This window comes from Aurantimonas sp. NFXS3, assembly GCF_049132005.1.
GTDB classification, from domain to species: domain Bacteria; phylum Pseudomonadota; class Alphaproteobacteria; order Rhizobiales; family Rhizobiaceae; genus Aurantimonas; species Aurantimonas coralicida.
The window spans coordinates 54,869-81,397 of the sequence record NZ_JAGDDZ010000002.1 but is presented as its reverse complement, the minus strand read 5'-3'; the positions used below and the strand labels follow the sequence as shown (position 1 = coordinate 81,397).

General features: G+C 67.0%; 29 protein-coding genes. 18 read left to right on the top strand and 11 right to left on the bottom strand.

Annotation, left to right across the window (positions count from 1 at the left end; genetic code table 11):
- Positions 1-71 precede the first annotated feature (71 nt).
- The 6 genes from J3367_RS05580 (at position 72) to J3367_RS05555 (ending at position 4,565) form a co-directional block, all read left to right on the top strand.
- Positions 72-629: a Uma2 family endonuclease gene (locus J3367_RS05580; protein ID WP_024352240.1), complete on the top strand. Its 558-nt coding sequence runs from the start codon at positions 72-74 to the stop codon at positions 627-629.
- Positions 630-719: 90 nt separating this feature from the next.
- Positions 720-1,505, top strand: coding sequence for an imidazole glycerol phosphate synthase subunit HisF (hisF, locus tag J3367_RS05575; protein WP_024352239.1), 786 nt, complete (start codon positions 720-722; stop codon positions 1,503-1,505).
- Between the two features lie 51 nt (positions 1,506-1,556).
- A complete protein-coding gene (locus tag J3367_RS05570; protein WP_024352238.1) occupies positions 1,557-1,889 on the top strand; it encodes a phosphoribosyl-ATP diphosphatase in 333 nt (110 codons plus the stop codon).
- Positions 1,889-2,845, top strand: a complete 957-nt coding sequence (gene coaA / locus J3367_RS05565) for a type I pantothenate kinase (RefSeq protein WP_024352237.1) — start codon at positions 1,889-1,891, stop codon at positions 2,843-2,845. Before J3367_RS05570 ends, coaA begins: the two co-directional genes overlap by 1 nt.
- 178 nt (positions 2,846-3,023) lie before the next feature.
- Entirely contained in the window at positions 3,024-3,545 is a 522-nt protein-coding gene (locus tag J3367_RS05560; protein WP_202814828.1) for a co-chaperone GroES, read from the top strand.
- A gap of 18 nt (positions 3,546-3,563) precedes the next feature.
- Positions 3,564-4,565, top strand: a complete 1,002-nt coding sequence (locus J3367_RS05555; RefSeq protein WP_024352235.1) for a hypothetical protein — start codon at positions 3,564-3,566, stop codon at positions 4,563-4,565.
- Here J3367_RS05555 and J3367_RS05550 read toward each other — a convergent pair whose 3' ends face one another.
- Positions 4,566-5,186, bottom strand: coding sequence for an alpha-ketoglutarate-dependent dioxygenase AlkB family protein (locus J3367_RS05550; RefSeq protein ID WP_024352234.1), 621 nt, complete (start codon positions 5,184-5,186; stop codon positions 4,566-4,568). It abuts the gene before it with no gap.
- A gap of 89 nt (positions 5,187-5,275) precedes the next feature.
- Entirely contained in the window at positions 5,276-6,100 is an 825-nt protein-coding gene (locus tag J3367_RS05545; RefSeq protein WP_244495485.1) for a helix-turn-helix transcriptional regulator, read from the bottom strand.
- A gap of 278 nt (positions 6,101-6,378) precedes the next feature.
- Between J3367_RS05545 and hslU the strand changes: the two genes are divergently transcribed.
- Positions 6,379-7,683: an ATP-dependent protease ATPase subunit HslU gene (hslU, locus tag J3367_RS05540; protein WP_024352231.1), complete on the top strand. Its 1,305-nt coding sequence runs from the start codon at positions 6,379-6,381 to the stop codon at positions 7,681-7,683.
- A gap of 12 nt (positions 7,684-7,695) precedes the next feature.
- Here hslU and J3367_RS05535 read toward each other — a convergent pair whose 3' ends face one another.
- From J3367_RS05535 to J3367_RS05515, 5 genes are all read right to left on the bottom strand, one after another.
- A complete protein-coding gene (locus J3367_RS05535) occupies positions 7,696-8,487 on the bottom strand; it encodes a class II glutamine amidotransferase (RefSeq protein WP_024352230.1) in 792 nt (263 codons plus the stop codon).
- A gap of 132 nt (positions 8,488-8,619) precedes the next feature.
- Positions 8,620-9,018 (bottom strand): helix-turn-helix domain-containing protein, encoded by a 399-nt coding sequence (locus tag J3367_RS05530; RefSeq protein WP_024352229.1) that lies wholly within the window; start codon positions 9,016-9,018, stop codon positions 8,620-8,622.
- Entirely contained in the window at positions 9,015-9,578 is a 564-nt protein-coding gene (locus tag J3367_RS05525) for a Smr/MutS family protein (protein ID WP_024352228.1), read from the bottom strand. Before J3367_RS05525 ends, J3367_RS05530 begins: the two co-directional genes overlap by 4 nt.
- Positions 9,575-10,684: a murein transglycosylase A gene (locus tag J3367_RS05520; RefSeq protein WP_024352227.1), complete on the bottom strand. Its 1,110-nt coding sequence runs from the start codon at positions 10,682-10,684 to the stop codon at positions 9,575-9,577. The genes J3367_RS05525 and J3367_RS05520 overlap by 4 nt, the downstream gene beginning before the upstream one ends.
- Positions 10,685-10,699: 15 nt before the next feature.
- Positions 10,700-11,416, bottom strand: a complete 717-nt coding sequence (locus J3367_RS05515) for a Tim44/TimA family putative adaptor protein (protein ID WP_024352226.1) — start codon at positions 11,414-11,416, stop codon at positions 10,700-10,702.
- A 186-nt stretch (positions 11,417-11,602) separates the two neighbouring features.
- Between J3367_RS05515 and J3367_RS05510 the strand changes: the two genes are divergently transcribed.
- Both J3367_RS05510 and secB read left to right on the top strand, forming a co-directional pair.
- Entirely contained in the window at positions 11,603-12,142 is a 540-nt protein-coding gene (locus J3367_RS05510; RefSeq protein WP_024352225.1) for an FxsA family protein, read from the top strand.
- Between the two features lie 190 nt (positions 12,143-12,332).
- On the top strand, positions 12,333-12,851 hold the full coding sequence (gene secB / locus J3367_RS05505) for a protein-export chaperone SecB (protein WP_024352224.1): 519 nt from the start codon (positions 12,333-12,335) through the stop codon (positions 12,849-12,851).
- 91 nt (positions 12,852-12,942) lie between these two features.
- Here secB and dnaQ read toward each other — a convergent pair whose 3' ends face one another.
- Positions 12,943-13,662, bottom strand: a complete 720-nt coding sequence (gene dnaQ, locus J3367_RS05500; protein ID WP_024352223.1) for a DNA polymerase III subunit epsilon — start codon at positions 13,660-13,662, stop codon at positions 12,943-12,945.
- 253 nt (positions 13,663-13,915) lie between these two features.
- Here dnaQ and J3367_RS05495 point away from each other — a divergent pair, with 253 nt between their 5' ends.
- Entirely contained in the window at positions 13,916-15,064 is a 1,149-nt protein-coding gene (locus J3367_RS05495; protein ID WP_244495486.1) for a GGDEF domain-containing protein, read from the top strand.
- Between the two features lie 23 nt (positions 15,065-15,087).
- Here J3367_RS05495 and coaE read toward each other — a convergent pair whose 3' ends face one another.
- The 3 genes from coaE to J3367_RS05480 all read right to left on the bottom strand — a co-directional run bounded on the left by coaE (position 15,088) and on the right by J3367_RS05480 (position 17,291).
- Positions 15,088-15,672 (bottom strand): dephospho-CoA kinase, encoded by a 585-nt coding sequence (coaE, locus tag J3367_RS05490; protein ID WP_024352221.1) that lies wholly within the window; start codon positions 15,670-15,672, stop codon positions 15,088-15,090.
- A 64-nt stretch (positions 15,673-15,736) separates the two neighbouring features.
- Positions 15,737-16,699, bottom strand: coding sequence for a shikimate dehydrogenase (locus J3367_RS05485; RefSeq protein WP_024352220.1), 963 nt, complete (start codon positions 16,697-16,699; stop codon positions 15,737-15,739).
- Positions 16,692-17,291: a Maf-like protein gene (locus J3367_RS05480; protein ID WP_009211377.1), complete on the bottom strand. Its 600-nt coding sequence runs from the start codon at positions 17,289-17,291 to the stop codon at positions 16,692-16,694. The genes J3367_RS05485 and J3367_RS05480 overlap by 8 nt, the downstream gene beginning before the upstream one ends.
- A 535-nt stretch (positions 17,292-17,826) precedes the next feature.
- On the opposite strand from J3367_RS05480, the gene hemE reads away from it, so the two are divergent.
- From hemE to rsmG, 8 genes are all read left to right on the top strand, one after another.
- Positions 17,827-18,846 carry a uroporphyrinogen decarboxylase gene (hemE, locus tag J3367_RS05475; protein ID WP_024352219.1) on the top strand — a complete coding sequence of 340 codons (1,020 nt, stop codon included), beginning with the start codon at positions 17,827-17,829 and terminating at the stop codon, positions 18,844-18,846.
- Positions 18,847-18,991: 145 nt separating this feature from the next.
- Positions 18,992-19,495 carry a protoporphyrinogen oxidase HemJ gene (gene hemJ / locus J3367_RS05470; RefSeq protein WP_024352218.1) on the top strand — a complete coding sequence of 168 codons (504 nt, stop codon included), beginning with the start codon at positions 18,992-18,994 and terminating at the stop codon, positions 19,493-19,495.
- A gap of 108 nt (positions 19,496-19,603) precedes the next feature.
- Complete coding sequence (locus tag J3367_RS05465) at positions 19,604-20,146, top strand: gluconokinase (protein WP_024352217.1); 543 nt, start codon at positions 19,604-19,606, stop codon at positions 20,144-20,146.
- 298 nt (positions 20,147-20,444) lie between these two features.
- Entirely contained in the window at positions 20,445-21,704 is a 1,260-nt protein-coding gene (gene rho, locus J3367_RS05460) for a transcription termination factor Rho (RefSeq protein ID WP_024352216.1), read from the top strand.
- A gap of 156 nt (positions 21,705-21,860) precedes the next feature.
- On the top strand, positions 21,861-22,337 hold the full coding sequence (locus J3367_RS05455; protein ID WP_024352215.1) for a YbaK/EbsC family protein: 477 nt from the start codon (positions 21,861-21,863) through the stop codon (positions 22,335-22,337).
- 68 nt (positions 22,338-22,405) lie between these two features.
- Complete coding sequence (mnmE, locus tag J3367_RS05450; protein ID WP_024352214.1) at positions 22,406-23,827, top strand: tRNA uridine-5-carboxymethylaminomethyl(34) synthesis GTPase MnmE; 1,422 nt, start codon at positions 22,406-22,408, stop codon at positions 23,825-23,827.
- Positions 23,828-23,938: 111 nt separating this feature from the next.
- Complete coding sequence (gene mnmG, locus J3367_RS05445; protein ID WP_024352213.1) at positions 23,939-25,807, top strand: tRNA uridine-5-carboxymethylaminomethyl(34) synthesis enzyme MnmG; 1,869 nt, start codon at positions 23,939-23,941, stop codon at positions 25,805-25,807.
- Positions 25,797-26,519 carry a 16S rRNA (guanine(527)-N(7))-methyltransferase RsmG gene (gene rsmG, locus J3367_RS05440; protein WP_024352212.1) on the top strand — a complete coding sequence of 241 codons (723 nt, stop codon included), beginning with the start codon at positions 25,797-25,799 and terminating at the stop codon, positions 26,517-26,519. Before mnmG ends, rsmG begins: the two co-directional genes overlap by 11 nt.
- Positions 26,520-26,529 lie beyond the last annotated feature (10 nt).

The following is a 26,529-nucleotide window of genomic DNA, read 5'->3' as shown; positions in this document are numbered from 1 at the left end:
AGAGGCTGCCGTGAGGCGTCAAACACCGTGGCGGTCTTCATCGCCGTGCGGGTCCGGGTTATGATGCGCGTATGAACATCCATGCCGGTGCCATCAGGACGGCCGATGATTTCCTGCGCTGGAACGAAGGGCGCGAGGGAAAGCGTGAATTCGTGCGGGGAAGGATCGTCGAGATGATGGTCAACGTCTCCCGCAACCACGCGAAGCTCGCTGCGAGGCTGACGGCAATTCTCATCGGCGCACTGGACGAGACCGCCTACGATATCGGCACGGCGGATTTCGCCATCCGCACGCCGGGCGGCATCCGCTATCCCGATGTCTTCGTCGACCGGGCCGGCGGCAGCGGCCAGGATCTCGCCGCGCGCGAACCCGTCTTCCTGGCGGAGATTCTTTCGCCATCGTCGCTGGCGGTCGATTTCGGCGAGAAGGCGGAGGAATACACGGCCATCCCCTCGCTCGCCCATTATCTCGTCCTGTCCCAGGACGAGGCGCGGGTCTGGCTCTGGCGTCGCGGTGACGACGGCGCCTTCCAGCGGCCGGAAATGACGGTCGGCAGCGCGGCGGAGGTTGCCCTTGACGGGCTTGGAATCACGCTGGCTCTTGCCCACCTCTATCGCGGCATCGCATAAGGCGGAAAATTCGCCGTTTCCGCCCATCCGGACATTGCCCGTGCCCTCCCGACCCATCCCCTGCCCCGCCGACGAGAAGGCCACCCTTCCATGAGCCTCAAGGCACGCATCATTCCCTGCCTCGACGTCAAGGACGGCCGGGTGGTCAAGGGCGTCAATTTCGAGGGTCTGGTCGACGCCGGCGATCCGGTGGAGGCGGCGCGGGCCTATGACAGCGCCGGGGCCGACGAGCTCTGCTTCCTCGACATCACCGCCTCGTCGGACGACCGCGACACGATCTTCGACGTCGTCGCGCGCACCGCCGAGCAGTGCTTCATGCCGGTGACCGTCGGCGGCGGCGTGCGCACGGTCGCCGACGTTCGCAAGCTGCTCCTGGCCGGTGCCGACAAGGTGTCGATCAACACCGCGGCGGTGAAGCGGCCGGAATTCGTCGCGGAAGCCGCCGACAAGTTCGGCGACCAGTGCATCGTCGTCGCCATCGACGCGCGCCGGGTGGCCGAGGAGGGCGCCGCGCCGCGCTGGGAGATCTTCACCCATGGCGGCCGCACCGCCACCGGCATCGACGCCGTCGACTTCGCCCGCCAGGTCGTGGGGCTGGGCGCAGGCGAGATCCTGCTCACCTCCATGGACAAGGACGGCACCAAGTCCGGGTTCGACATCGAGCTGACCCGGGCGGTCGCCGATGCCGTCCACGTGCCGGTGATCGCGTCGGGCGGCGTCGGCACGCTGGATCATCTCGTTGCCGGCGTGCGCGACGGCCATGCGACGGCGGTTCTGGCCGCCTCGATTTTTCACTTCGGCACTTATACGATCGCGGAAGCCAAGGCCCATATGGCCGCCGCCGGCATCCCGATGCGGCTCGACCCGCCGGACTGACCGAAGCCTCGGCGGATCCGCGCAGCGAGCGCCGGCCTACGAAAGGGCATCATGACCGATTTCACGCTTGCCGACCTGGAGACCATCGTCGCCGCCCGCGCGACCTCCGACGACGCCGGCTCCTACACCGCGTCGCTCGCGGCCAAGGGAATTGGCCATGTCGCCAAGAAGCTCGGCGAGGAAGCGACGGAGACGGTGATCGCTGCCGTCTCCCAGGATGATGCGCGGGTGACCAGCGAGGCCGCCGACCTTCTCTACCACCTGCTCGTGACGCTGCATCTGCGCCACGTGCCGGTATCGGCGGTGATGGCCGAGCTCGGCAGGCGCACGGCCCAGACCGGCCTGCAGGAAAAGGCGGGGCGGCCCGACAGTTCGGCCGGATGATGGACCAGCTCGCCCCGTCGCGTTTCTCGCCCTACCGCATCTTTCCGGCGGCCGAATGGGCGAAGTTTCGCGCCGACGCGCCGCTGACGCTGACCGCCGATGAAGTTCGCCGGCTCCGCTCGATCGGCGACCCCGTCGATCTCGACGAAGTCGCGCGGATCTACCTTGCCGTCTCGCGCCTGCTCTATGCCCATGTCGAGGCCTCGCAGCTGCTGTTCGGGCAGCGCCAGAGCTTTCTCGCCGAGGATTCGGGGCAGAAGACGCCGTTCATCATCGGCATCGCCGGCTCGGTCGCGGTCGGCAAGTCGACCACGGCGCGCGTCCTGAAGGAGCTGCTCGCCCGCTGGCCGTCCTCGCCCAAGGTGGACCTGATCACCACCGACGGGTTTCTCTACCCGAACGCGGTGCTGCAGGCCGAGGGGCTGATGCAGCGCAAGGGGTTTCCCGAGAGCTACGACATCGGCGCGATCCTGCGCTTCCTGTCGGAGATCAAGGCCGGCGTGCCGCGGGTCGAGGCGCCGGTCTATTCGCATTTCTACTATGACGTGGTGCCGGGCCAGAGGGTCACCATCGACCGGCCGGACATCCTGATCTTCGAGGGTCTCAACGTCCTGCAGGTGCGCGACATGCCGGCCGACGGCACGGCGGTGCCCTTCGTGTCGGACTTCTTCGATCATTCGATCTACATCGATGCCGACGAGGCCGACATCAAGCGCTGGTACATCGAGCGCTTCATGCGGCTGCGCGAGACGGCGTTCCGCGAGACCGGCTCGTTCTTCCACCGCTACTCGCAGATCTCGCCCGAGGAAGCGCTGACCATCGCCCAGGGCCTGTGGTCGAACATCAACGAGATCAATCTCCACGCCAACATCCTGCCGACGCGGCCGCGCGCCGACCTGATCCTGCGCAAGGGGCCGGATCACCTCATCGAGCAGGTCGCGCTGCGCAAGCTCTGAGCCGGGCGCAGGCTCGCGGCATTCGGTTGGCCTGACTGCCGGCCGCGTAGCGCGTCGGACGGGCGCGGAGGCCGCAACCTTGCGCATATCTTCCGTTACGTTATCCTGCCTCTTTCCTCGTGCCGCTGCGCCGGCCCGTTCGCCGGTCCTCAGCAGGACGCCGATCGAGGTGGGACCGATGAAGTTCCGGCCGATAAAGTTCCGACGGCTGCAGGATCGCATTCTCGTCCGCCCCGTGGCGCCACCCGAGCAATCGTCCGGCCGCGTCCTGCCGGATAGTGCAGCGAACAAGCCGACCGAAGGGGAGATCGTCGCTGTGGGCCCCGGACGGCGGCGCAAGGGGCGGATCGCTTCGATGAACATGGCGGTGGGGGACCATGTGCTCTTCGCGCCAACGGCCGGCAGGCAGCGCAAGGTATCGGGCCAGGATCTCCTGGTTGTCCGCATGTCGGAGCTTCTCGGCGTGATGAACCGTTCCGCCCTTCCCGGCGAGCCGACCACGGGTCCGGCCCCGCCGACGCGTAAAGCGGAGCCGGATAAGGGGCCGGGGGATCGCGCGCGCGGCGTTGCGGGCAGGGTGCGGCGGCAGGTCGGCCCGCCGGGGCACGATCAGATGGAGCGGATGGGGCTGCCCGGTGAGCCGACGATCGGGCCGGGCCGGCCGCGGCCCGGCTCCGACGAGCCCGACGATACCTTCTAGTCCGCCGGGAGCCGCAGCATGGTCGCCAATCTCGCCAAGCTGGCCGATCGATCGTTCATTGTCGGCTTCCTGTTTCCGGCGCTGGTCTTCTACAGTTGCGCGCTGCTGCTGATCGTCGAACCGGTCAATCCGGCGCTCTACACGACACTGACCGAGTCCGTGACGCTGGGCGACGTTCTCTACAATGCCCTGCTCGTCTGGACGCTGGCGATCTTCCTGATGCTCGGCAACGATCCTCTCTACAAGCTGCTCGAGGGCTACTGGCCTCCCGTGTCCTGGATCAAGCCACTGAAGGCGCGTGAAGAACGGAAGCTCGACGCCATCGACAGCGAGATCGCGGCCCTGCGGGCCCGGTGGATCGCCGAGGGCGATGCCTTTCCCGCAAGTGATATCGCGCGCTACACCGAACTCATCAGGCAGCGGGTGGACCGGTACCCGGAGAAACCCGAATCCGTCCTGCCGACCCGCTTCGGCAACGCCATCCGGGCCTTCGAGACCTATTCGAGCGCCGTCTACCGGGTCGATTCGATCCCGCTCTGGATTCACCTCTCGACGGTCTTCTCGGATGATTTTCGCGAGGCGGTCGAGGATGTCCGCACGGCGGTGAACTGCGCGATGAATTTCGTCTTCCTGGCAGGCCTTCTGGCCATCGGCCTGATCGTCGTCTTCGCCATGAGCTTCGACTATGCGCTGCGGATTTCGCAGGTCCGCCCGTTTCTGGACTCCGGCGAGTACGGGCTGCTTCTGGCGGCGGTTGTGAGCCTCGGCGTCGCCTGGGGAAGCTATGAACTCGCCATCGATCGGGCCGTGGGATGGGGCCGTGTGGTGCGGGCCGGCTTCGACTGCTATCTGCCGGCGCTGGCAAAGCAGCTCGGCTACAAGCTGCCGGACGACCCGGCGGTCCAGGGGGAGTTCTGGGAAGCCGTCAGCCGCCGGGCGATCTACAACCAGACATTCCCGCCAGAGCTGCTTGCCAAGTTGCAGCCGCCCGAAGCCGGGAAGACCGAGCCGGCGGAATGATCAGGTGCCCGCATGGGCCGTCACGCGGCGCAGGGTCAGGTTGATCCGGCCGCCCTTCTTCAGGAGCGTCGAGGTCGCGGGGTAGATCCGGTCGACGCCGTGATAGGCCAGACGCCCCTCGCCGCCGAGCACGACCACGTCGCCCGAATGCAGCCGGATCGAGGTCGTGCGGCCGCCGCGGGTGGTCTCGCCGACACGGAACAGGCAGTCGTCGCCGAGCGAGACGGAGACGACCGGTGCCGACAGATCGGTCTCGTCCTTGTCCTGGTGCAGGCCCATCTTGGCGGTGTCCTCGTAGAAATTCACGAGGCAGGCCTGCGGCGGATGATCGAAGGCGGCGAGGTCCTGCCAGATCTCCAGAAGCTCCGGGGGGATCGCCGGCCAGGGCGTGCCGGTCACCGGATGCGTGGGCTGGTAGCGATAGCCGGACCGGTCGGTCACCCAGCCCAGATCGCCGCAATTGGTCATGCGCACCGACAGGGGCTTTCCGGTCCGCGGCATTTCCGGCCGGTACAGCGGCGCGGCGGCCACCACCTCGCGCACCGCATCGACCAGCGCGACCTGTTCGCCGCGGGAGAGATGGCCCGGAATGTGCCGGACGCCTTTGGGCAGGACGTTCATGGGCGGTCATCTAGAGCAGCGTCGAAGATTCCCAGCTCCGACGCTCGAACGGACCCTGAACGAGCACAGCTGACGTGCTGCAGGCTGCTTCAGGACAGATAGCCGAGCTGGGCGGCGAGGGCGACCGCGTGGGTGCGGTTGGAGGCGTCGAGCTTGCGCTGGGCGGCCGTCAGATATTGCGAGATGGTGTATTCGGACAGGCTCAGGATGATGCCGATTTCGGATGACGTCTTGCCGAGCATGGCGAGCTTCAGGCAGTCGCGCTCGCGCACCGACAGGGGATTGTTGCGCCGGTTCTCCTCGAAGCGCGCCGCCGCCAGCATGCCGAACAGGGCGAAGGCGAAGAGATGCAGCTCGCGGATCGCCTCCGCCGGGAGGGCGCAGCTGCGTCCGGCGAAGGACAGGGCACCGTTGAAGGCGGTGAGCCCGTGCACCGGGAAGAAGGCGCCGGCGAGGTACTCCGCTTCCAGCAGCATGCGGGCCGCCGGCGAGGGATCGGGTTCATCGGCGCCGTAGAGCGTGTCGATGTCCCAGACGAAGGGCATGGGATCGGTCTTCAGGGCGCCGACGACCAGCTTGGAGCGGTGCAGGCCGAGCTGTTCATAGGCCTGGCCGAAGCTCTCCGACCAGTTGGACAGGAGAAGCCGCGTCGCCGTCCCGCCATCGTCCGTCGAGGGGACCGACAGAACCGCGGCATGGGAGAAGCCGAAATCCGTCGCCACGTCGCCGAGAAGCTGGGTCAGCGCGATTTCGTCCCAGGGCGGTGCGAGCCGGTTGAGACGGTCGAGCGCGCCGCTCATGGGGGCGCCCGGCACGGCCGCGCCGACATCCGCCTGGCCGCTTGCGCCGGGCAGTCTGTCGCTCAGGGCCGGGGCGCCCGCGGGGGCGCTCGTCGAACCGTTCGAAGATGGCATGATGGCACAGCCTCTCGCGATCTCTGAGATCCGCCTCGCGCGCCTCCGCCGCGAATCGGACAAGGCTCATACTGGCCCCTCCGGGCCGAGGATTGAAGTCTTGACATGACGATCGGATGGTTTGCGTTTCCGGCTGCCGCGGGCGACCCGTCGCCAAGGGTGGCAGGATGGCGCCGCCACCCCCATCTAGCGGCGAGTTGCCATGGTGGCCGGCCCGGCCGACCCCCATCGATGCCAGCGTGTGTCGGCGCGGCCCGCCGGCCTGGAAAGAGATATCCATGACAGATTTTTCCCCCCGCGAGATCGTCTCCGAGCTCGACCGCCACATCATCGGCCAGAAGGACGCCAAGCGCGCCGTTGCCGTCGCGCTGCGCAATCGCTGGCGGCGCCAGCAGCTGGAGGGGAGCCTGCGCGAAGAGGTGATGCCCAAGAACATCCTGATGATCGGACCCACCGGCGTCGGCAAGACCGAGATCTCGCGCCGCCTGGCGCGGCTCGCCGGCGCACCCTTCATCAAGGTCGAGGCCACCAAGTTCACCGAGGTCGGCTATGTCGGCCGCGACGTCGAGCAGATCATCCGCGATCTCGTCGAGATCGGCATCGGGCTGGTGCGCGAGAAGAAGCGCGAAGAGGTGAAGGCCAAGGCCCATCAGGGCGCCGAAGAACGGGTGCTGGACGCCCTGGTCGGCAAGACCGCCTCGCCGGCCACCCGCGATTCCTTCCGCAAGAAGCTGCGTTCGGGCGAGCTCGACGACAAGGAGATCGACGTCGAGGTCTCCGACACGTCCAACCCGATGGGCGGCATGGACATTCCCGGCATGCCGGGCGCCAATATCGGCGTCCTCAACCTGTCGGAGATGTTCGGCAAGATGGGCCAGCGCACCAAGCAGCGCCGGACGTCGGTGCGCGAGAGCTACGATCTGCTGATCGGCGAGGAATCCGACAAGCTGCTGGATCAGGAACAGCTGGTGCGCGAGGCGATCTCGTCGGTCGAGAACAACGGCATCGTCTTCCTCGACGAGATCGACAAGGTCGCCAACAAGGAAGGCCAGAGCGGCGCCGGCGTCTCGCGCGAGGGCGTGCAGCGCGACCTGCTGCCGCTGGTCGAGGGCACCACGGTGGCGACCAAGCACGGCTCGGTGAAGACCGACCACATCCTGTTCATCGCCTCGGGCGCCTTCCACGTATCGAAGCCGTCGGACCTCCTGCCGGAGCTGCAGGGCCGGCTGCCGATCCGCGTCGAGCTGCGGGCGCTGACCCGGGAGGATTTCCGCCGCATCCTGACCGAGACCGAAGCCTCGCTGATCAAGCAGTATATCGCCCTGATGAAGACCGAGAATGTCGATCTGATCATCACCGACGATGCGATCGACGCGCTGGCGGACACGGCGGTGACGCTGAACGGCTCGATCGAGAATATCGGCGCGCGGCGGCTGCAGACGGTGATGGAGCGCGTCCTCGACGACATCTCCTTCGAGGCGCCGGACAAGTCCGGCGAGAGCTACACGGTCGATGCCGCCTATGTGCACAAGGCGCTGGACGGCATTGCCGGCGACACCGACCTGTCGCGCTTCATTCTCTGAGGCGCGCTGCCCTCAGGCGGCGGCACGGTCCGGCAGGCGGGGACAGAACGCCTGGCTGCGCATCGTGCCGTCGCGGCGGATGGTCAGGACCGTGTCCGCGGCGACCATCGTCCAGCGCTCGGCGTCGTCGCAGGGCTCGGAGGCAATGACGACGCCCTCGCCTTCCCTGCGCCAGTAAAGCGAGGGCGGCGGGCCGTCGCTGGCCCAACGATAGGCCCAGAGTGTTTCGCCATCGGTGTGGATCGCGGCGAAGCGGATTGGTGCCGCCTCGCCAGTTCGTGCGGCTGTCGCCTCGATCTCGGCGAGCGTCGCGGCAATGGCGCCGACCGGATCGGCGGCGAGACCCCGCCCGAGAGCCGACAGGAAGATCGCCTCGGAATCGCTGGTGCCCCGCCGCCGCGGATAGAGCGCGTCCGGGATCAGGGCGTCGATCTGGCGGCGCAGACGGGCATAGCCGCCGACCTGGCCATTGTGCAGGAACAGGTGCCGGCCGTCGGCGAAGGGATGGCAATTGGCCGTCGAGACCTCGCCATAGGTCGCCGAGCGCACATGGGCGACGAAGAGCGGCGCGCGGATCTGACGGCACAGGGACACGAGATTGGCGTCCGACCAGGCCGGCAGGATGGCGCGATAAACGCCGGGCTCCGGCCGCTCGCCATACCAGCCGATGCCGCAGCCATCGCCGTTGACGACGGTCTTGGCCTCACGGGCGGCCAGCGACTGCGAGATCAGCGAGGCACGCGGCTCGATCAGCAGGCGATCGAGAAAGACCGGCGGACCGGCATAGGCGAGAAGGCGGCACATCGGACGGCGACACCACTGGACATGGGACGCCGCAGCAGCGCCCTTGCCCGCAGTCTCCGGCCAGTATGGTAAACAAAGGCTTAAGTCCGACACCTGCCCTGTTTCACGTGAGTCTCCCGTCCGTGCCGGCGTTCAGCGACGGCGGCGACGGGCCCGCAGGGCTTCTTCGGCCCGGGTGGCAGCCTCTTCCAGCTCGGCACGCAGGCGCTTCAGATCCGCTTCGGGCAGGATGGCGATGGTTTCGGCCAGCCGGTTGGCAAGCGCTGTCGCGTCGGGGCCAAGGCCGGCGGTCTCGACGGTCACCTTGGGATGCGAGAGTTCGGCGAGACGCTCCAGCTCCTCCGCATCGTCCCAGATGACGTTGAGGTAGCCGATGATCCGCTGCAGGAGATCCCAGGTCGGTCGGCCGCGACGGCCGTGCTCCAGCGCCGAGAGATAGGCGCTGGAGACCCCCAGCGCCGCCGCCATCTGGCTCTGGGTGACGCCGCGCTCCTTGCGGAATGCCCGGACCTTTTCGCCGAACGGGGTCATCCGAACCGCCTGACGCGCACATAGAGCGCCCCGTCGCCGCCATGATGGCGCTCGGCGCTGTCGAAGCCGGAGACGAGCGGGCGGAACTCCGGGCTGCCGAACCACATGGGCACGACCCGGCGCAGGACGCCGCGGGAGCCGAAATGTCCGCCCGATCCGCCTCGCCCGGTGATCACCAGCACATGGCGCAGGCCCATGGCCTGGGACTGGCGCAGGAAGCCGACCAGCGCGTCATGGGCGACGCCCTGGGTCATCTCGTGCAGGTCGATCCGCGCCTCGATGGGCAGTCGCCCCTTGGAGATCTTGCGACGGGTCGGACGTTCGATCGGGTGCTGCGTAAGTCGCGACTGCGGCGCCGGCTGCTGGATCGGCGCCGGCAGGGCGGGCGCCGCCGCCTTCGACCCCTTGCGACCGACCGGTGGCGGCGCAGACGCGGGTTGTGGCGCGTCCTCGGGCGGCATCTGCGGATGCGACTTGCCCTTCAGCGGCACCGCCGAGCGGGCGACGCTCGCCCACAGGCGCGCGTCCTCGACGCTGAGCGTGCGATGACGGCGCTTCATCGGGCGAGGCGTGCCGCCAGCGCCGGCGGCACGAGAATGGTGAAGTCGGCAGCATGGCGGATTCGCCCGGCGATCCGGCCGGCCGCGTCGCCCGAGCCGACGAAGATGTCGGCGCGGGCCGGGCCAAGAATGGCCGAGCCGGTGTCCTGCGCCACCATCAGGCGGCGGAACGGTGCGCCGTCCATGACAAGATCCGGCGCCGCGATGAAATAGGGCACGCCGAAGGTCGCGAGTTCGCGGTCGACGGCGATGGAGGCCAGCGGCGTCAGCGGCACCTTGGCGGCGCCGACGGGACCGAGCTCCGGGTCCTCCACCGGCGTCTCGCGGAAAAAGATGAAGGAGCGGTTGCGGTCGAACAGGCTGCGCACGCGGTCCGGATGCGCCGCCAGCCACGCCCGGATGCCGTCCATGTCGGCTTCGGCGAGGGTCAGTTCGCCCTCGTCCACCAGGATGCGGCCGATGGCGGTGAAGCGGTGCCCGGTCTTGGCGGCATAGCCGACGCGGACCTGCCGGCCATCATCATAGGCAAGGCGCGCCGAGCCCTGGATATGGATGAAGAACGCGTCGACCGGATCGGCCAGCCAGGCAATCTCGAGGCCCATCCCATCCAGCGAACCTGCCTCGATGGCGGCGCGGTCGGCATATTCCTCCAGAAGGCCGCAGGGCTTGCGGCGCGCAAAGCGGAAATAGGGATCGAGCCCGGGTGGCCGCGAGACGTCGTCGATCTTCACCAGATCCGGCGGCGGCGCATACAGGGGAAAGCGATAGCGCTCGGTGCGCACCGGCGAGCCGGCGACGACAGGCTCGTAATAGCCGGTGACGAAGCCGGACAGCGCCATGTCGGCGTCGTCGGGACGGATATGCAGCGGCTCGAAATGGCGTTCGAAGAAGGTGCGGGCCTCGACCTGGCCGAGCGCACCGGCCGGCTGCAGCGCGGCGCGGGCGGCCTCGGCAAAGGCCTCGGCGTCGATCCCGAGCGAACCGGTGGGAAAGCTGCCCTGTTCGAGCCGGGCGGCGCCGGCGCGAAAGGCCGACAGCGCCGCTGCATGATCAGCGCCGTCCCAGCCTTCCAGATCGGACCATTGCCGGCGAACGAATGCCGTCATCGTCGCCGCTCCGGCTCACGCGTCTTCGGACTCGGTCCCGGCCAGCTTCCAGTTCGGATCGCGCGAGCGCGTGTCGCGGGCGAAGGTCCACACGTCCTTGACCTCGACCACCGTTTCCGGATCGCCGTCGACAACGGTGTCGTCGGGCTTGACGACGGCCGAGATGATCTGCGCGACGATGCGCACGGTGACCATCGCCTCACGGTCCTTCTGCTCGGCGGAGACGATGGTGGCATCGTCGATACCGACGAAGGAGAACTGCATGCGCTCTTCGCGCTGCTCGCGCTCGCTGATCGCCTGCTCGAAGCCCTGGTAGACATCCGGCGACAACAGGTTCTTCAGGAGCTTGCGGTCGCCATCGGCAAAGCCGGTCACGATCATTTCATAGGCGACCTTGGCGCCGTCGAGGAATTCCTTCGGATCGAAGGAAGGATCGGCGTCGCGGATCCGGCGCAGCTCGGCATTGACCGGGGTGCCCGGCTTGGCGACCTTGTCGATCGACTCGTAGGGCGTGGCCGCCGGGGCCGCCTCGCCTTCGATCTCGGTGCCGCCGCGGCGGTTGGGCAGCGTCACGACATTGTCGTTGCGGGCCGCGTCGTCGCGCGGCGCATCCCGGCGCGAATAGGGGTCGAAGGGCGGGCGCTCGTTGCCCGTACGCTTGCCCAGAACGCTTCGCAGCTGAAACAGGACGATCGCCGCAACAATGATAAAGAAGATCGTCCCAAAACTCATTGCGCGTCGTCACCCCTAATGGCCGGTCAAGTCATTCGCCGTCATATAGAGACGAGGGGCGGCGCATTCAAATTTGTTTCCACAGTTCCTATGTCCCGAGGCGGCGGCCAAACCGCACATGTCCGGCCACGGGCCCGCAAAGGCGGGTTTCGGCCATCGAACGGCCGCGCAAGGAGAAGACGGACCATGCCCTTCGCCCTGATACCCTTTCTGCTGCTCGCCATCCCGATCCTGGAGATCGCGGTGTTCATCCTGGTAGGCAACGCCATCGGGCTGTGGCCGACGCTGGGTCTCGTCATCCTGACCGCCGTGATCGGCTCGATCCTCTTGAAACAGCAGGGCATCTCGACGCTGGCCCGCATCCAGGCGGAAATCGGCGCCGGCCGGGTGCCGGGCCGCGATCTTGTCAGCGGCGTGATGATCGCCATGGCCGGCGTCCTTCTGCTGACCCCGGGCCTCGTCACCGACGCGCTCGGCTTCCTGCTGTTCGTGCCGGGCGTCCGCTCGCGCATCTTCGACTTCCTGAAGTCCCGCGTCGTCGTCGTCGGCCAGAACAGCTTCCGGTCCGGCATGGGCGGGCAGCCGCGCCGCGAACCGCCTTACTCGGCGGGTCCCGACGTCGTCGATCTGTCGGGCGAGGAGTTTCGCCGCGGGCCCGATCCGGCGTCGCCCTGGCACGAGCCGGAGGATGGCGACGGCGAGACCAATGGCCGCCGCCTGCATTGAGCGGGTGGCGCGGTGCCGGGCCGCTCGCGCCCGGCCGCGGATCGTCTTGTTCTGATGCCCCCCGCGTGATAGCGCTCGCCCCCGTGTTTTTCCTGCCGGACGGACCGTCGGCCCCTCCGGCTCTTCACCCGGCACGAGCGCGCGAACAGGCGCCGGCCCTGCCGGGTCATCAGCGATACGGGAGCAGACCATGTCCGAGACCAACGATCTGAATGCGACGAATGGCGGCAATGGCGCCGGCGGCGACGAGAACGCCAACCCGCCCCGCATCAACATCCTGACGCAGTATATTCGCGACCTTTCCTTCGAGAGCCCGAATGCACCGGGCGTCCTGCGCGGCCAGACCAAGGCGCCGAACATCAATATCGGCGTCAATGTCGGTGCCAACCCGATCCAGGGTTCGGACGGCGACTACGACGTGCGCCTGACGCTGAACGCCAAGGCCGGCGAAGGCGAAGAGATGATGTTCGCCGTCGAGCTGGAATATGGCGGCGTCTTCAAGCTGCAGAACTTCCCGCAGGAGCATCTCCTGCCGGTGCTGTTCATCGAGTGCCCGCGCCTGCTGTTCCCCTTCGCGCGCCAGGTGATGGCCGACATCACCCGCAATGGCGGCTTCCCGCCGCTGATGATCGACCCGATCGACTTCGCCCAGCTGTTCCAGCAGCGCATGGCCGAAGAGCGCGCCCGCCAGCAGGTTCAGCCGAGCTAAGCTGCGGTTTCAGAACGCAAGACAGCGCCGGCAGCCCATCGGGTTTGCCGGCGTTTTTCATGGCAGCGCTTTCGAAGGAATGCGGCCGGGCTCAGCCCGCGGACGCCTCGGCCTCCGGCCGTTCCAGATAGTTCCACCAGATCGCCTCGTCGCCAAGGGTCGAGACGAAGGCACGGTGCCGGGCGATCTCGTCCTGCGACAGGCGCGGCGGCAGCGGCACGGGCCGCGGCGCGATCCGCCAGACATTGCCGTCGGCGTCCTCGTGGGCATCTTCCTCGACCGCCAGGCCCAGTGCCGCCTGCCGGCCGCCGATCAGCTCGATATAGACTTCCGCCAGAAGCTCGGAATCGAGCAGGGCGCCATGCTTGTCGCGGCGCGAGGTATCGACCGAAAAGCGCGAGCAGAGCGCGTCCAGCGTTGCCGGCGCCATGGGGAACTTGCGCCGCGCCATGGGCAGGGTGTCGATCACGACGCTCGGGTCGATCGGCGGCTGGTCGATGCGCTTCAGTTCGGCATTGAGGAAACGCACGTCGAAGGCGGCGTTATGGGCGATCAGCTTGGCGCCGGAAAAGAACTCCAGGAACTCGTCGGCGATCTCGGAGAACAGCGGCTTGTCGGCCAGGAAGTCGTCGGAAATGCCGTGCACGTCGAAGGCGGCCGGATCGACCTTGCGCCCGGCCGGACGGATGAAGGCGTGGTAGTTCTTGCCGGTCGGAATATGGTTCCACAATTCCACCCCGCCGATCTCGATGACCCGCTCGACATCCGGATCGAGGCCGGTGGTTTCGGTATCGAAGACGATTTCGCGCATGAAGGCTCCCGCTGACCGCCCCTTTTCCGTGACTGGAAGAGCCGAGACAAGAGCTCACCGGCATCCGTTCGAAGTATCCCCGAGCTTCGCTGTATGTTCACTTTTCGTTCTTACTAGGCGAAGTCTATGCCGAACGTGCCGAGGCGATCCTCGGCATCGGTCTGCGCGTCGACCGGCCCTCGCAAGACCCGCGCAAGTCGCAGCGTCTTAGTGTCAGTTGCGAAATGCAATCAGGGGAGAACGGGCATTGGATGTGGCAGTCAGCCTGCACGCGGTCATTTTCGGGGTCGTCGCCTCGCTCGCGCTCCTCTGCGGTCTGATCTATCTGGGCCTGCGCGGCCAGTCGGCGCTGGTGTGGCTCGCTGCTGGCCTCGCCTGCGGCGCCGTTGAAACCGTCGTCCTGGGGATCGATGGCGGCTCGCTTGCCGCCATGGCGGCGGTGACAATGCTGATCCCGGCCGCCTATCTCTGTGTCACCCAATCGGTCCGGCGGGCGCTCGGCCTTGGCCTGTCGCCCCGGCCCCTGTGGATGGCGACCGCCGGCCTGACGGCGATGTCGCTCTTGCTCCTCGCCGGGAATGCCACCCCGATCCTTCAAACCCTGCCCTTCCAGTTCGCGGCACTGCTGGCGCTGGGCGACGCGATCCTCTGCCTCTGGCGCCTCAAGGGCCGCGGCGTCGTCGAGACCGGCCTCCTCGTCGCGCTTGCGGGGATGGCTGTCCTCTTGATCGTGCGGATGCCGCTGTTCCCGCTGCTCTTCGAGGGAACGACGCCGGTCGCGAACATCGCCCAGAGCGATCTGGAGCGGGCACTGATGCTGGTTTCGGGACTGCTGGCTCCCGCCGCGGTGCTGCTCATCATCGCCCGGATCGTCGGCAATGTGATCCGGCGCTATCGCATCCGCAGCGAGCGCGACGACCTCACCGATCTCCTCAACCGGGCCGCCTTCGAGCGCGTGGCCACCCAGGCCGCCCCTGCTGGCGCCGCGATCATCGTCTGCGACATCGATCACTTCAAGACGGTCAACGACCGCTACGGCCATCCGGTCGGCGATCGCGTCATCCAGGGATTTGCCGAGATCCTCTCGCGGACCGAGGGAACGGCCGGCCGGCTGGGCGGCGAGGAATTCGCGCTGCTGCTGCCCGGCGCGACCCTCGACGCCGCGGCTAGCGCGGCCGAGGCGATCCGGCTGGCCTTCCATGCCTGGCGGGATCCCGCGCTCGACGACGGGCACGCTCTGAGCGCAAGCTTCGGGGTGGCGATGCTGCAGGGCGCCGAACCGGCGCAGGATGCCATCGCGCGGGCGGACGACGCGCTCTACCGGGCCAAGCGCGAGGGGCGCAACCGTGTGTCTGTCCATGCCGCGGCCGCAAAGCCGGCCCGTCTCGTCGCGGCTGCCTGACGGAGCTGCGAGCGCAAACGGCGTCAGCCGGCGGCGTGGCGCATGATGATCGCCGTCACCGCGAGGCGCGCGGCCTCCATGCCGTTGCCGGTGTCGATGACATAGTCGGCGCGTTCGCGCTTGTCGGCGTCGGGCATCTGGCGGGCCATCAGCGCCGCGAACTTGGCCTCGCTCATCTCCGGCCGGGCAAGCACGCGCTCACGCTGGATCTCCGGGCTGGCGGTTACGACCAATGTCTTGTCGCACCGCGTGTCGGCGCCGGTTTCGAACAGCAGCGGAATATCAAGGACCGCCAGCGCCGCGCCGGACTGGCGGGCGCCGTCGAGGAAGGCGCGCTCCTCTTCACCGACCAGCGGATGGACGATCGCCTCCAGGCGGCGCATCGCCTCCGGATCGTCGACGACGCTCGCCGACAGCGCCTTGCGATCAACCACCCCGTCGACGACGGTGCCGGGAAAGGCAGCTTCGATCAGCGGCGCGGCGCGTCCGGCATAGAGGCGGTGGACGGCGGCGTCGGCATCGTGAACGGGCACGCCCTGTTCCGCGAACATTGCCGCGGTGGTGGACTTGCCCATGCCGATGGAGCCGGTAAGGCCGAGCACGATCATCGGCAGCACCACAGGCGCGCTAAACCGCATGTCGGTCGATGTGTATGAATCGCAGAATTTCTGCTCATACGCCGTTTTCGATGTCGGTGACGATCCTGGCGCGCAGGCTCTCGGAGACCTCGGGCCGCTGGCCGAACCAGCGTTCGAAACCGGGCACCGCCTGATGCAGCAGCATGCCGAGACCGTCGCAATGGCGCAACCCCCGCTCCGCCGCGGCGGCGAGAATCGGAGTCATCAGAGGCACATAGACGATATCGGTCACGAGGGCACCGTCGCGGAGGGCCGACAAATCCGGCAGCCGCGGCTCGAACCAGTCGGGCGTCTCGTCGTCCGGATCGGGCGCCGGGATCGGCACCGTATTGACCAGAAGGTCGGCGGCGGCGAGCTGCGCCTTGCGTTCGGATTCGGCATGGGCGGAGACGCGCGGGCCGAAGCGGGCGGCGAGTTCCTCGGCCCGTTCGATGGTGCGGTTGACGACCCGCACCTGTTTCACGCCACGCTTCAGAAGCGCGAAGATCACCGCCCGGGAGGCGCCGCCGGCCCCCAGCACGGTGGCGACCTCCGCATCGGCCCAGCCCGGCAGCCTTTCGTCGAGATTGGCCGCGAAGCCGTAGGCATCGGTGTTGCCGCCGACCATGCGGCCGGACTTCTCGAACCAGATCGTGTTGACCGCACCGATCGCCTCGGCCGCGGCGTCGCGGCGGGACACGGCTTCCAGCGCCGCCAGCTTGTGGGGAATGGTGACGTTGCCGCCGACATAGCCCTGGCGGCGCAGCGTCTTGAGGAATTCGCCGATCTCCTCGGGCGACACCCCCACCCGCTCGTAGGAACCGGGCAAGCCGAATTCCTTCAGCCAGCTGCGATGGATGGCCGGAGAGCGGGAATGCCAGACCGGCCAGCCGGTGACGAAGGCACGCGGGCCATCGGTCCTGGCGGGCGTGACGTTCGGATCGAAGATCGAGCCTTCGCCGCGCGGGCGCTCGGCGCCGCTGACATAGGGTTTCGGCGTCCAGTCCGCATCAGCCATCGATTTCGCCGCGCTCCCGCAATTCCTTCAGCAAGGGCAACAGCGGCAGCCCGATGATGGTGAAATAGTCACCCTCGATCCGCTCCATCAGCTGGATGCCTTCCTTCTCGATCTGGTAGGCGCCGACGCTGGTGGTCGCCTTGCGGCCGGCCTGGGCGAGATAGCGGCCGACGAAACCGGGGTCGAGCGCGCGCAGGGTGATCGTCGCCGTGGCGACGTGCCGCCAGGTGACCTTGCCGCCCTCCACCAGCACCACGGCGCTGTTGAGCTGGTGGGTGCGGCCGGACAGTTTCAGAAGCGTGCGCCGCGCCTCTTCCATATTGGCCGGCTTGTGCAGGACCTCGTCGCCCAGCGACAGCGTCTGGTCCGCCCCGATGACGATCTCGTTCGGATGGCGCTCGGACACGTCCGTCGCCTTGGCCTCGGCGAGGATCGCCGCGACGTCCTCAGGCCCGACACCGGATTCCAGGAGCGGCGCCTCGATGGCGCGCTCGTCGAGATCGCTGGATTCGGCGGTGAAATCGATGCCGGCGTTCTTCAGTAGCTCGCGGCGGTGGACGCTGCTCGAGGCGAGTACGATGCCCTTGGACATGTGAATCCCATTGTACCGGTTTCGTCACGTACGGCCCGACTGATAGCCGCTGACCGGCAGAATTGCCATGGAGGGCGCCGGACTCGATTCTCCCCGTCGGCACAAGGGCGAAGCCGATTCCCTCCCGGGATTCTTCGCAGCCTGTGGGTTGTGCGGGAGTAGTCGACTGGTCTGAGGCGCCATCCGTCGGGCCGGTGACAAACCCCCCTCTTGTCCACAATCGGCAACAGGATCCGCTTGGGCATGACGATTGCGGAAGACTGGGGACAAAAGCGATTCGTCCCCCGCCATCCCAAACTCATCCCCAGGCGGGGCGTCCATCGCCGTGGGCGCAAGCTGCTGATAGACCGATCGGATCCGGCGATCGTCCCCGGGATTGTCCCCTGACGACACGATGCGGCATTCCGGCCTGTGGACGATCCTGCTAAGGGCTCCATCTAGGCGGGACCCTGTGAATTCCTGCAATCCACCGAGTCATAGAATCAAAAGACTCATCTGAAAGAAATCTTTCTTTTTTAATGGGAGCCCTGACCTGATGAAGACGCGCAAGCTTGTCCGTGTCCTGGAAGGCGAACGCATCTTCCCCCCTCCGGTGTGGTTGATGCGGCAAGCCGGTCGCTATCTCCCGGAATATCGGGCCACCCGTCAGACGGCCGGGGGCTTCCTCGAGCTCTGCTACAATCCAGACTTTGCGACGGAAGTGACGCTTCAGCCGATCCGACGCTTCGGATTCGACGCGGCGATCCTGTTCTCCGACATTCTGGTCATCCCGGATGCGCTCGATCGCGGTCTGCATTTCGTGCAGGGAGAGGGACCGAAGCTGACGCCGATCCGCCCCGACGAGATCGCCCGCCTCGATCCGAGCCGTGCCGACACGCATCTGGCGCCGGTCATCGCGACGGTGGCGCGGCTGCGCAAGGAACTGCCGGAAGAGACGTCGCTGATCGGCTTCTGCGGCGCACCCTGGACGGTGGCGACCTACATGATCGCCGGCCACGGCACGCCCGACCAGGCGCCGGCACGGCTGTTCGGCTATCGCCATCCCGACGAGATGGAGCAGCTTCTGTATCTCCTCGCCGAGATGGGCGCCGACTATCTGATCCGGCAGCTCCAGGCCGGTGCCGACTGCGTCCAGATCTTCGATTCCTGGGCCGGCGTTCTGGATGAGGCGTCCTTCGAGGCCTATGCGGTCAAGCCCGTCGCGCGGATGGTCGAAAAGGTCCGCGCCGCGGTGCCGGACGCCAAGATCATCGGCTTTGCCAAGGGCGCGGGTTCGCTGCTGAACGGCTATCGCCAGAAGACCGGCGTCAATGCCGTCGGTCTCGACTGGACGGTGCCGATGGACCAGGCGCGCGCGCTGCAGACCGAAGGCGCGATCCAGGGCAATCTCGATCCGCTGCGGCTGATTGCCGGCGGCAAGGCGCTGGACGAGGGTGTCGACCGGATCCTGGAAGGGCTCGGCGACGGGCCGCTGATCTTCAATCTCGGCCACGGCATCACCCCGGATGCGCCGATCGCCCATGTCGAGGCGCTGTTGAAGCGCATCCGCGGGTAAGCCCTTCGCTGTGCGAGCATGCGCCACGCGCCGGACTTGGAAGCCTGCCGGCTTCGGGTTATGTCGCGGGGCGCTCTGCCGCCGGTCTCTCGTCCCGGGCGTCATTCAGTGAAGGCGCGCTGCATCAGCCTCGAAGGATCGTTGCATGAAGAAGGCCATTATCGCCCTCGCCGTCATGGCCGCCGTGATCACCGCCGTGTTCTGGCTGGTGCCGGTGGAAGCCCTGTTGTGGATGAAGACGCTGCACATCCTGGCGGTGATCGCCTGGATGGCGGGCATGCTCTATCTGCCGCGGCTGTTCGTCTATCACGCCGACGCTGCGACCGGCACGCCCCAGTCCGAGACCTTCAAGATCATGGAGCGGCGGCTGCTCAAGGCGATCATCAACCCGGCGATGATCGTCACCTGGGTCGCCGGCCTCTGGCTGGCGGTGAGGGGCGGCTGGTTTTCCGGCGGCAATGGCTGGCTGCACGCCAAGATCGCTCTGGTCGTTCTGATGTCCGGCGTTCACGGCTATTTCTCGGCTTCGGTGCGCCGCTTTGCCAATGACGCCAACACCAAGCCGTCGCGCCATTGGCGGATCATGAACGAGGTGCCGACCGTCCTGTTGATCGTGATCGTCATCCTCGTCGTAGTGAAACCGTTCTGATCCCTGTCTTATGCTGCCGCGCAGGACGCATTCTTCTCAACACCCGTGCGAAACGGGTCGTCGCAATCGTATCGCGTGCCGCGACGCCGACCGTGCCCCGAGGGATCGATGACTGATACGCAGATGGACCGGGCAACGTGCCTCGTGGTGATGGGACCCGCCGGCGTCGGCAAGACGACCACCGCCGCGGGCCTCGCCGAAATGCTGGCCTGGCCCTATGCCGAGGCGGACGAGTTTCACCCCGCCGCCAATATTGCCAAGATGGAATCCGGCACACCGCTCGACGACGCCGACCGGGCACCCTGGCTGGCGTCCATTCGCGACTGGATCAGCGCTGAGGCCCATGCCGGGCGGTCCACTGTCGTCACCTGTTCGGCCCTGAAGCGCAGCTATCGCGATCTCCTGCGCGAAGCCGATGCGCGCGTGCGCTTCGTCTGCCTGACCGCCACTCCCGATCTGGTCGGCCGGCGCATGGCGACCCGGCAGGGCCATTTCATGCCGGTGTCCCTGTTGAAATCGCAGTTCGACACGCTCGAGCCGCTGCAGGTCGACGAGGATGGCATCGTGGTGTCCGTGGATCTGCCGGCGGACGAGGTCGTGGCAACGGCGCTGCGGGCGCTGCGGCTGAAGCCGGCTCCAGAGGCAGGCTGATCCGCCCGCGCTGCCGCCGCCGCTGATCCGTTGCTGCGTCCGACACGGACCGCCTGCGGCAGGCCCCTCGCCCGAACGCCCTCGCCGCGGCCACCACACGTCGCCGAACGCCTTGCGCTGCCGGGATTGTCGGTCTATGTGTAGCGCCTACATCCCGCCTTTGGGCGATGCGCGACGTTTCCGCCGCGTCGATCCCCCGCCGCAGACCAGTTCGCGTTTCCGGCCCAGCGTTTTCCCATCTCCGCCTTGATTGTCTGGAAGAACTTTCCGGACGAACCCCGTAAAGAGCCTTTCCCGAATGAAACTTCAGGACCTGAAGAACAAGAGCGCGCCGGAACTGATCGCGTTCGCCGAAGAGAACGACGTCGAGAACGCCTCCGTGCTGCGCAAGCAGGAATTGCTGTTTGCGATTCTCAAGCAGCTTGCGGCGCAGGAAGTCGAGATCATCGGCGAAGGCGTCGTCGAGATCCTGCAGGACGGTTTCGCGTTCCTGCGCTCGCCCGAGGCGAACTATCTTCCCGGCCCCGACGACATCTATGTCTCGCCGTCGCAGATCCGCAAGTTTCAGTTGAAGACCGGCGATACTGTCGAAGGTCCGATCCGTAGTCCCAAGGAAGGCGAGCGTTACTTCGCTCTTCTGAAGGTCAACACGATCAACTTCGACAATCCGGAGAAGATCCGCTACAAGAGCCATTTCGACAACCTGACGCCGCTCTATCCCGACGAGCGGTTCAAGATGGAGCTCGACGAGCCCACCGGCAAGAAGGACATGTCGGCCCGGGTGATCGATCTGGTCGCCCCGCTCGGCAAGGGCCAGCGCGGGCTGATCGTCGCGCCGCCGCGCACCGGCAAGACGGTGCTGCTCCAGAACATCGCCCATTCGATCACGGCCAACCATCCCGAGTGCTACCTCATCGTTCTGTTGATCGACGAGCGGCCCGAGGAAGTCACCGACATGCAGCGCTCGGTGCGCGGCGAGGTCGTCTCTTCGACCTTCGACGAACCGGCGCAGCGCCACGTGGCCGTTGCCGAAATGGTCATCGAGAAGGCCAAGCGCCTGGTCGAGCACGGCCGCGACGTGGTCATTCTCCTCGATTCCATCACCCGTCTCGGCCGCGCCTACAACACGGTCGTCCCGTCCTCCGGCAAGGTGCTCACCGGCGGTGTCGACGCCAACGCCCTGCAGCGGCCGAAGCGCTTCTTCGGCGCGGCGCGCAATATCGAGGAAGGCGGCTCGCTGACGATCATCGCGACGGCGCTGATCGATACAGGCAGCCGCATGGACGAGGTCATCTTCGAAGAGTTCAAGGGCACGGGCAATTCGGAAATCGTCCTCGACCGCAAGGTCGCCGACAAGCGGATCTACCCGGCCATGGACATCCTCAAGTCCGGCACCCGCAAGGAGGACCTCCTGGTCCCGAAGGCGGATCTGCAGAAGATCTTCGTGCTGCGCCGTATCCTCTCGCCGATGGGCACGACCGACGCGATCGAGTTCCTCAATGACAAGCTCAAGCAGACCAAGACCAATGCCGATTTCTTCGATCAGATGAACACCTGATCGAACGCCGAGGGGCATGATTCACGTGAAACGGCGACCCCTAGCGGTCGCCGTTTTCGTATGGAGCGCGCGTCAGCACGGAGCCACGCGAGAGGCCTCTTGATTCCGCTCCGCGCCGGCCCGAAAACGGCAGGACGCATCGGGGGGAGGATGAGAATGGGCGAGAAACCGGCAGCCGTGGCACGGGTCGAGGCGGCGGCAATCGACAAGGGACTGAAGATTTCCGTCATCGAGACAAGCAGCTCCGCGCGCTCGGCCGAGGAGGCGGCCCAGGCGGTCGGCGCCAGTGTAGGCCAGATCGTCAAGTCGTTGGTCTTCCGCGGCAAGGACACTGGCAAGGCCTATCTGCTGCTGGTATCCGGCGCCAATCGCGTCGACGAGGCGCTGGCGGTCCAGACCATCGGCGAGGCCCTCGAGCGCCCCGACGCTGATTTCGTCCGCTCTGCGACGGGCTTTTCCATCGGCGGCGTCTCGCCGCTCGGTGCAACCGCGGAACTCTCCGTCTATATGGACGAGGACCTCTTCCAGCATGCGACTGTGTGGGCCGCTGCCGGTACGCCGAAACATGTCTTCGAAGTCGTGCCGCTGCAATTGCGCAGCGCGACCGGCGCGGTGATCTGTCGGGTAGCCTAACGGCCTCTGTCCAGCCCCGGCCGCCATTGAACCCGCAGCCATCTGAATCGAGCCTATCGAGGCCCTGCTTGACCCATAGCGACACCATCGCCGCCCTTTCCTCAGGCGCCCTGCCCACCGGGGTCGCCGTCGTGCGCGTCAGCGGTCCGGCTGCGCGGGAGGTCATGGAGCGCCTGGCGGGATCGGTGCCACCGGAGCGCCGCGCCAGCCTGCGCCGCTTCCGCGACGCTGCCGACCGGACGATCGATCGGGGCATCGCGCTGTTCTTCCCGGGCCCGGGCAGCGTTACCGGCGAGGATCTGGCGGAATTCCACCTGCATGGTGGCCGCGCCGTCGTATCGGCCTTCCTGGAGGCAGCGACAACCATCCCCGGCGTGCGTCTGGCCGTGGCAGGCGAGTTCACCCGGCGCGGTTTCGAGAATGGTCGGATCGACCTGACCGAAGCCGAAGGCCTTGCCGACCTCCTGGCGGCCAGCACCGAAGCCCAGCGCCGTATGGCCGTCGCCCAGGCCGGCGGTGCCCTGCGGGCCCTCTACGAAGGCTGGATGCGCGATCTTACCAATGCCCGGGCGATGATCGAGGCGTCCTTCGACTTTGCCGACGAAGGCGATGTGGACGACGACGTCGCCAGCGGCGTCGAACGCCAAGTCGCCGTGGTCGCCGAGGCCATGCGGACGCATCTCGCCAAGGCCGACCGCGGCGAGATCCTGCGCGAAGGCTTCAAGGTGGCGATCGTCGGCGCGCCCAATGCCGGCAAGTCCAGCCTTCTGAATGCGCTGGCCGACCGGGAAGTCGCCATCGTCACGGAAATCCCCGGCACCACGCGAGACGTCATCGAGGCAACCTTGGACCTCGGCGGCATCCCCGTGCGCTTCTCGGACACGGCAGGCATCCGCGAGACGGCCGACCGGATCGAGGCGATGGGCATCGAGCGGGCGCGCGCGGTGATGGATGAGGCCGATCTCGTCCTGGCGCTGGTGGACCCGCATGCCGGCGCGACGACGCTGGAATGGCTGAGCGGACTGCTGACTCACGTGAAACACCCGCTGATGCTCGCCGGACAGGAACCAGCACCGGACGAGACGCCCGAAGATCAGCCCGCATCCACCCGGCCGATCCTCACCATCCGCACCAAGATCGATCAGGACGAATTGACCGGCGGCGCTCCTCCCCACGACCCCGGCTGCGATCTCGCGATCTCCACTCGCACCGGTGAAGGGCTCGCTGACCTGGTCGACCGGATCGCGAATATCGCCGCGATAGCCGTGGGCGATCCCGACGATGTCGTCCCCGCCCGCACGCGCCACCGGGAACTGATCAACGATGCGTTGCGGCTTCTGACCGAGTTCCAGGCGGCGCCCGATATGCCGGCGGAAGTCCGCGCCGAGACCCTGCGCCGGACGAGCCATCGGCTTGGCGCGCTCACCGGTCAGGTCGGCGTCGAGGATCTGCTCGAGGTGATCTTTTCCGAGTTCTGCATCGGCAAATGATTCACGTGGAACACCGGGTCAGTGTCCACAGGTCGCACTGAACCCGGTTTCGTTACGTGGCAACGTCGCCCGGATTGACAGATCCGCACGGCGCGGTCTTTACCCATCGCCATGGAACACTCTTTCGATGTCGTCGTCATTGGCGGCGGTCATGCGGGCTGCGAAGCGGCCAGCGCGGCCGCGCGCGCCGGTGCCCGCACTGCTCTCGTCACCCACCGCTTCGATACGATCGGGGCGATGAGTTGCAATCCCGCCATTGGCGGGATCGGCAAGGGCCATCTCGTCCGCGAGATCGATGCGCTTGGCGGATTGATGGGTCAGGTCGCCGATGCTGCCGGCATCCAGTTCCGCTTGCTCAACCGCCGCAAGGGACCGGCCGTGCGCGGCCCCCGCACCCAGGCCGATCGCCGCCTCTATCGCGAGGCGATGCAGGCCGCCATTCGCGCCCAGTCGGGCCTCGAGGTGATCGAGGGCGATGTCGCCGATCTCACCCTCGACTATACGAACCGTGTCACCGGGATCGTTCTCGGCGACGGCCGGACCATGACCTGCCGCGCCGTTGTCCTGACCACCGGGACCTTTCTCTCGGGGCTGATCCATATCGGCGACCAAAAGATACCCGCCGGTCGGATGGGCGAAGATCCCTCGTCCGGCCTGTCGGGAACGCTCGCCCGTCTGGGGCTGACGCTCGGCCGTTTGAAGACCGGCACGCCGGCGCGGCTCGATGGCCGCACCATCGACTGGGCCGGTCTCGACCGCCAGGCGCCGGACGATGTGCCCGTGCCCTTCTCCTATCTGACGAGGACCATCGCCAACCGCCAGATCGACTGCGGGATCACGCGGACGACGCCGGAAACCCACGCTATCATCCGCGACAATCTCGGACGTTCGGCGCTGTACTCCGGACAGATCTCTGGCAACGGTCCGCGCTACTGCCCGTCGATCGAGGACAAGATCGTCAAGTTCGGCGATCGCGACGGTCATCAGATCTTCCTGGAGCCAGAGGGTCTGGACGACGACACCATCTATCCCAATGGCCTGTCGACCTCGTTGCCGGAGGACGTTCAGACACTCTTCCTGCGGTCGATCCCCGGCCTTGAGCGGGTCGAGCTGCGCAAGCCCGGCTATGCCATCGAATACGACCATGTCGATCCGCGCGAACTTGACCGCCGCCTGGCCGTGCGCCGTGCCGAGGGGCTGTTCCTGGCCGGCCAGATCAACGGCACGACCGGCTATGAGGAAGCTGCCGCACAGGGCCTGATCGCCGGCCTGAACGCCGCCCTGCTGGCCGCTGGCAGCGAGGCCGTCACCATCGGCCGGGCCGACGCCTATATCGGCGTGATGATCGACGATCTCACCCGCACCGGTGTCTCCGAGCCCTATCGCATGTTCACGTCGCGGGCCGAGTTCCGGCTGTCGCTGCGCGCCGACAATGCCGACCGGCGGCTGACCCCGCTTGGGCTGTCGCTGGGCATCATCGACGCCGAGCGCCGCACGGTCTTCGAGGCGAGCGAAGCCGCGCTGGAAGCAGCGCGCACAAAGTTGGAAGCATCGACCCTGACGCCGTCGGAAGCCCAGCGCCATGGGCTGCCGGTCAATCTCGACGGGCGTCGGCGGTCGGCCTGGCAACTCCTGTCCCAGACCGATGTCGATCTCGATCGGCTCGCCATTGTCTGGCCCGAGCTTGCCGAATTTTCCGGTCCGATCCGGGAACGGATCGAGATCGAGGCAGCCTACGACGTCTATCTCGACCGTCAGCGCAAGGATCAGGAGCGGCTGCGCCGGGACGAGAAGCGGGCACTTCCGGCCGATCTGAACTATATGGCGATGGTCGGCCTTTCCAACGAGCTGCGCCAGAAGCTGATGGACCGGCGCCCGGCGTCGATTGCCGAGGCCGAAGCCATCGACGGGATGACCCCCGCCGCCCTGGCGATCATTCTGGTCGCGTTGCGCCGGGTGGAGATCTCCCATGCGGCGTGATCGCGATTCGGAAAAGCCGGCGAGGCCTTACGTTCGCCCGGTAACCAAGACGCGTTCGGCCCCGAAGCCGCGTCCGGCAGAAGTGGCGGCGGCGCAGGAGCGCGGACGGGCGGAGTTCCTGTCCACACATAATGTTTCACGTGAAACGCTCGAGCGACTAGACCGCTACGTTGCATTGCTGACCGAATGGCAGACCCGGATGAACCTCGTCGCGCCGGCGACGATCGGCGATGTCTGGTCACGGCACATCGCTGATTCGCTGGCGCTCGAGCGGCTTCTTCCTGAAGCTACGCTCTGCGCGGATCTGGGGTCGGGCGCGGGCCTGCCCGGACTGGTAATCGCCGCCGCGCGCCCCGGCCTCAGCGTCGATCTCGTCGAGGCGAACAGCAAGAAGATCGCCTTCCTTCGGGCGGTCCAGCGCGATCTGGGCCTCACCGGAACGGCCCATGCGGCGCGGATCGAGGATTGCGGAAGCGTGCTCGCCAAGGCGGATATCGTGACCGCCCGGGCGCTGGCGTCGCTGACGGAGCTCTTCGCCCTCGTGGCGCCGCATATCCGGGCCGATACGCGCTGCTTCTTCCAGAAGGGGCGCAACCATGAACAGGAAATTAACGCGGCGACTGCCCATTGGCGATTCAGCATGATAAAGCATGAATCGAGCCTCGATGACGGATCTGTCGTCCTCGAGATCGACGAGATCGCGCCGCGCTGAGCGGCGGCAG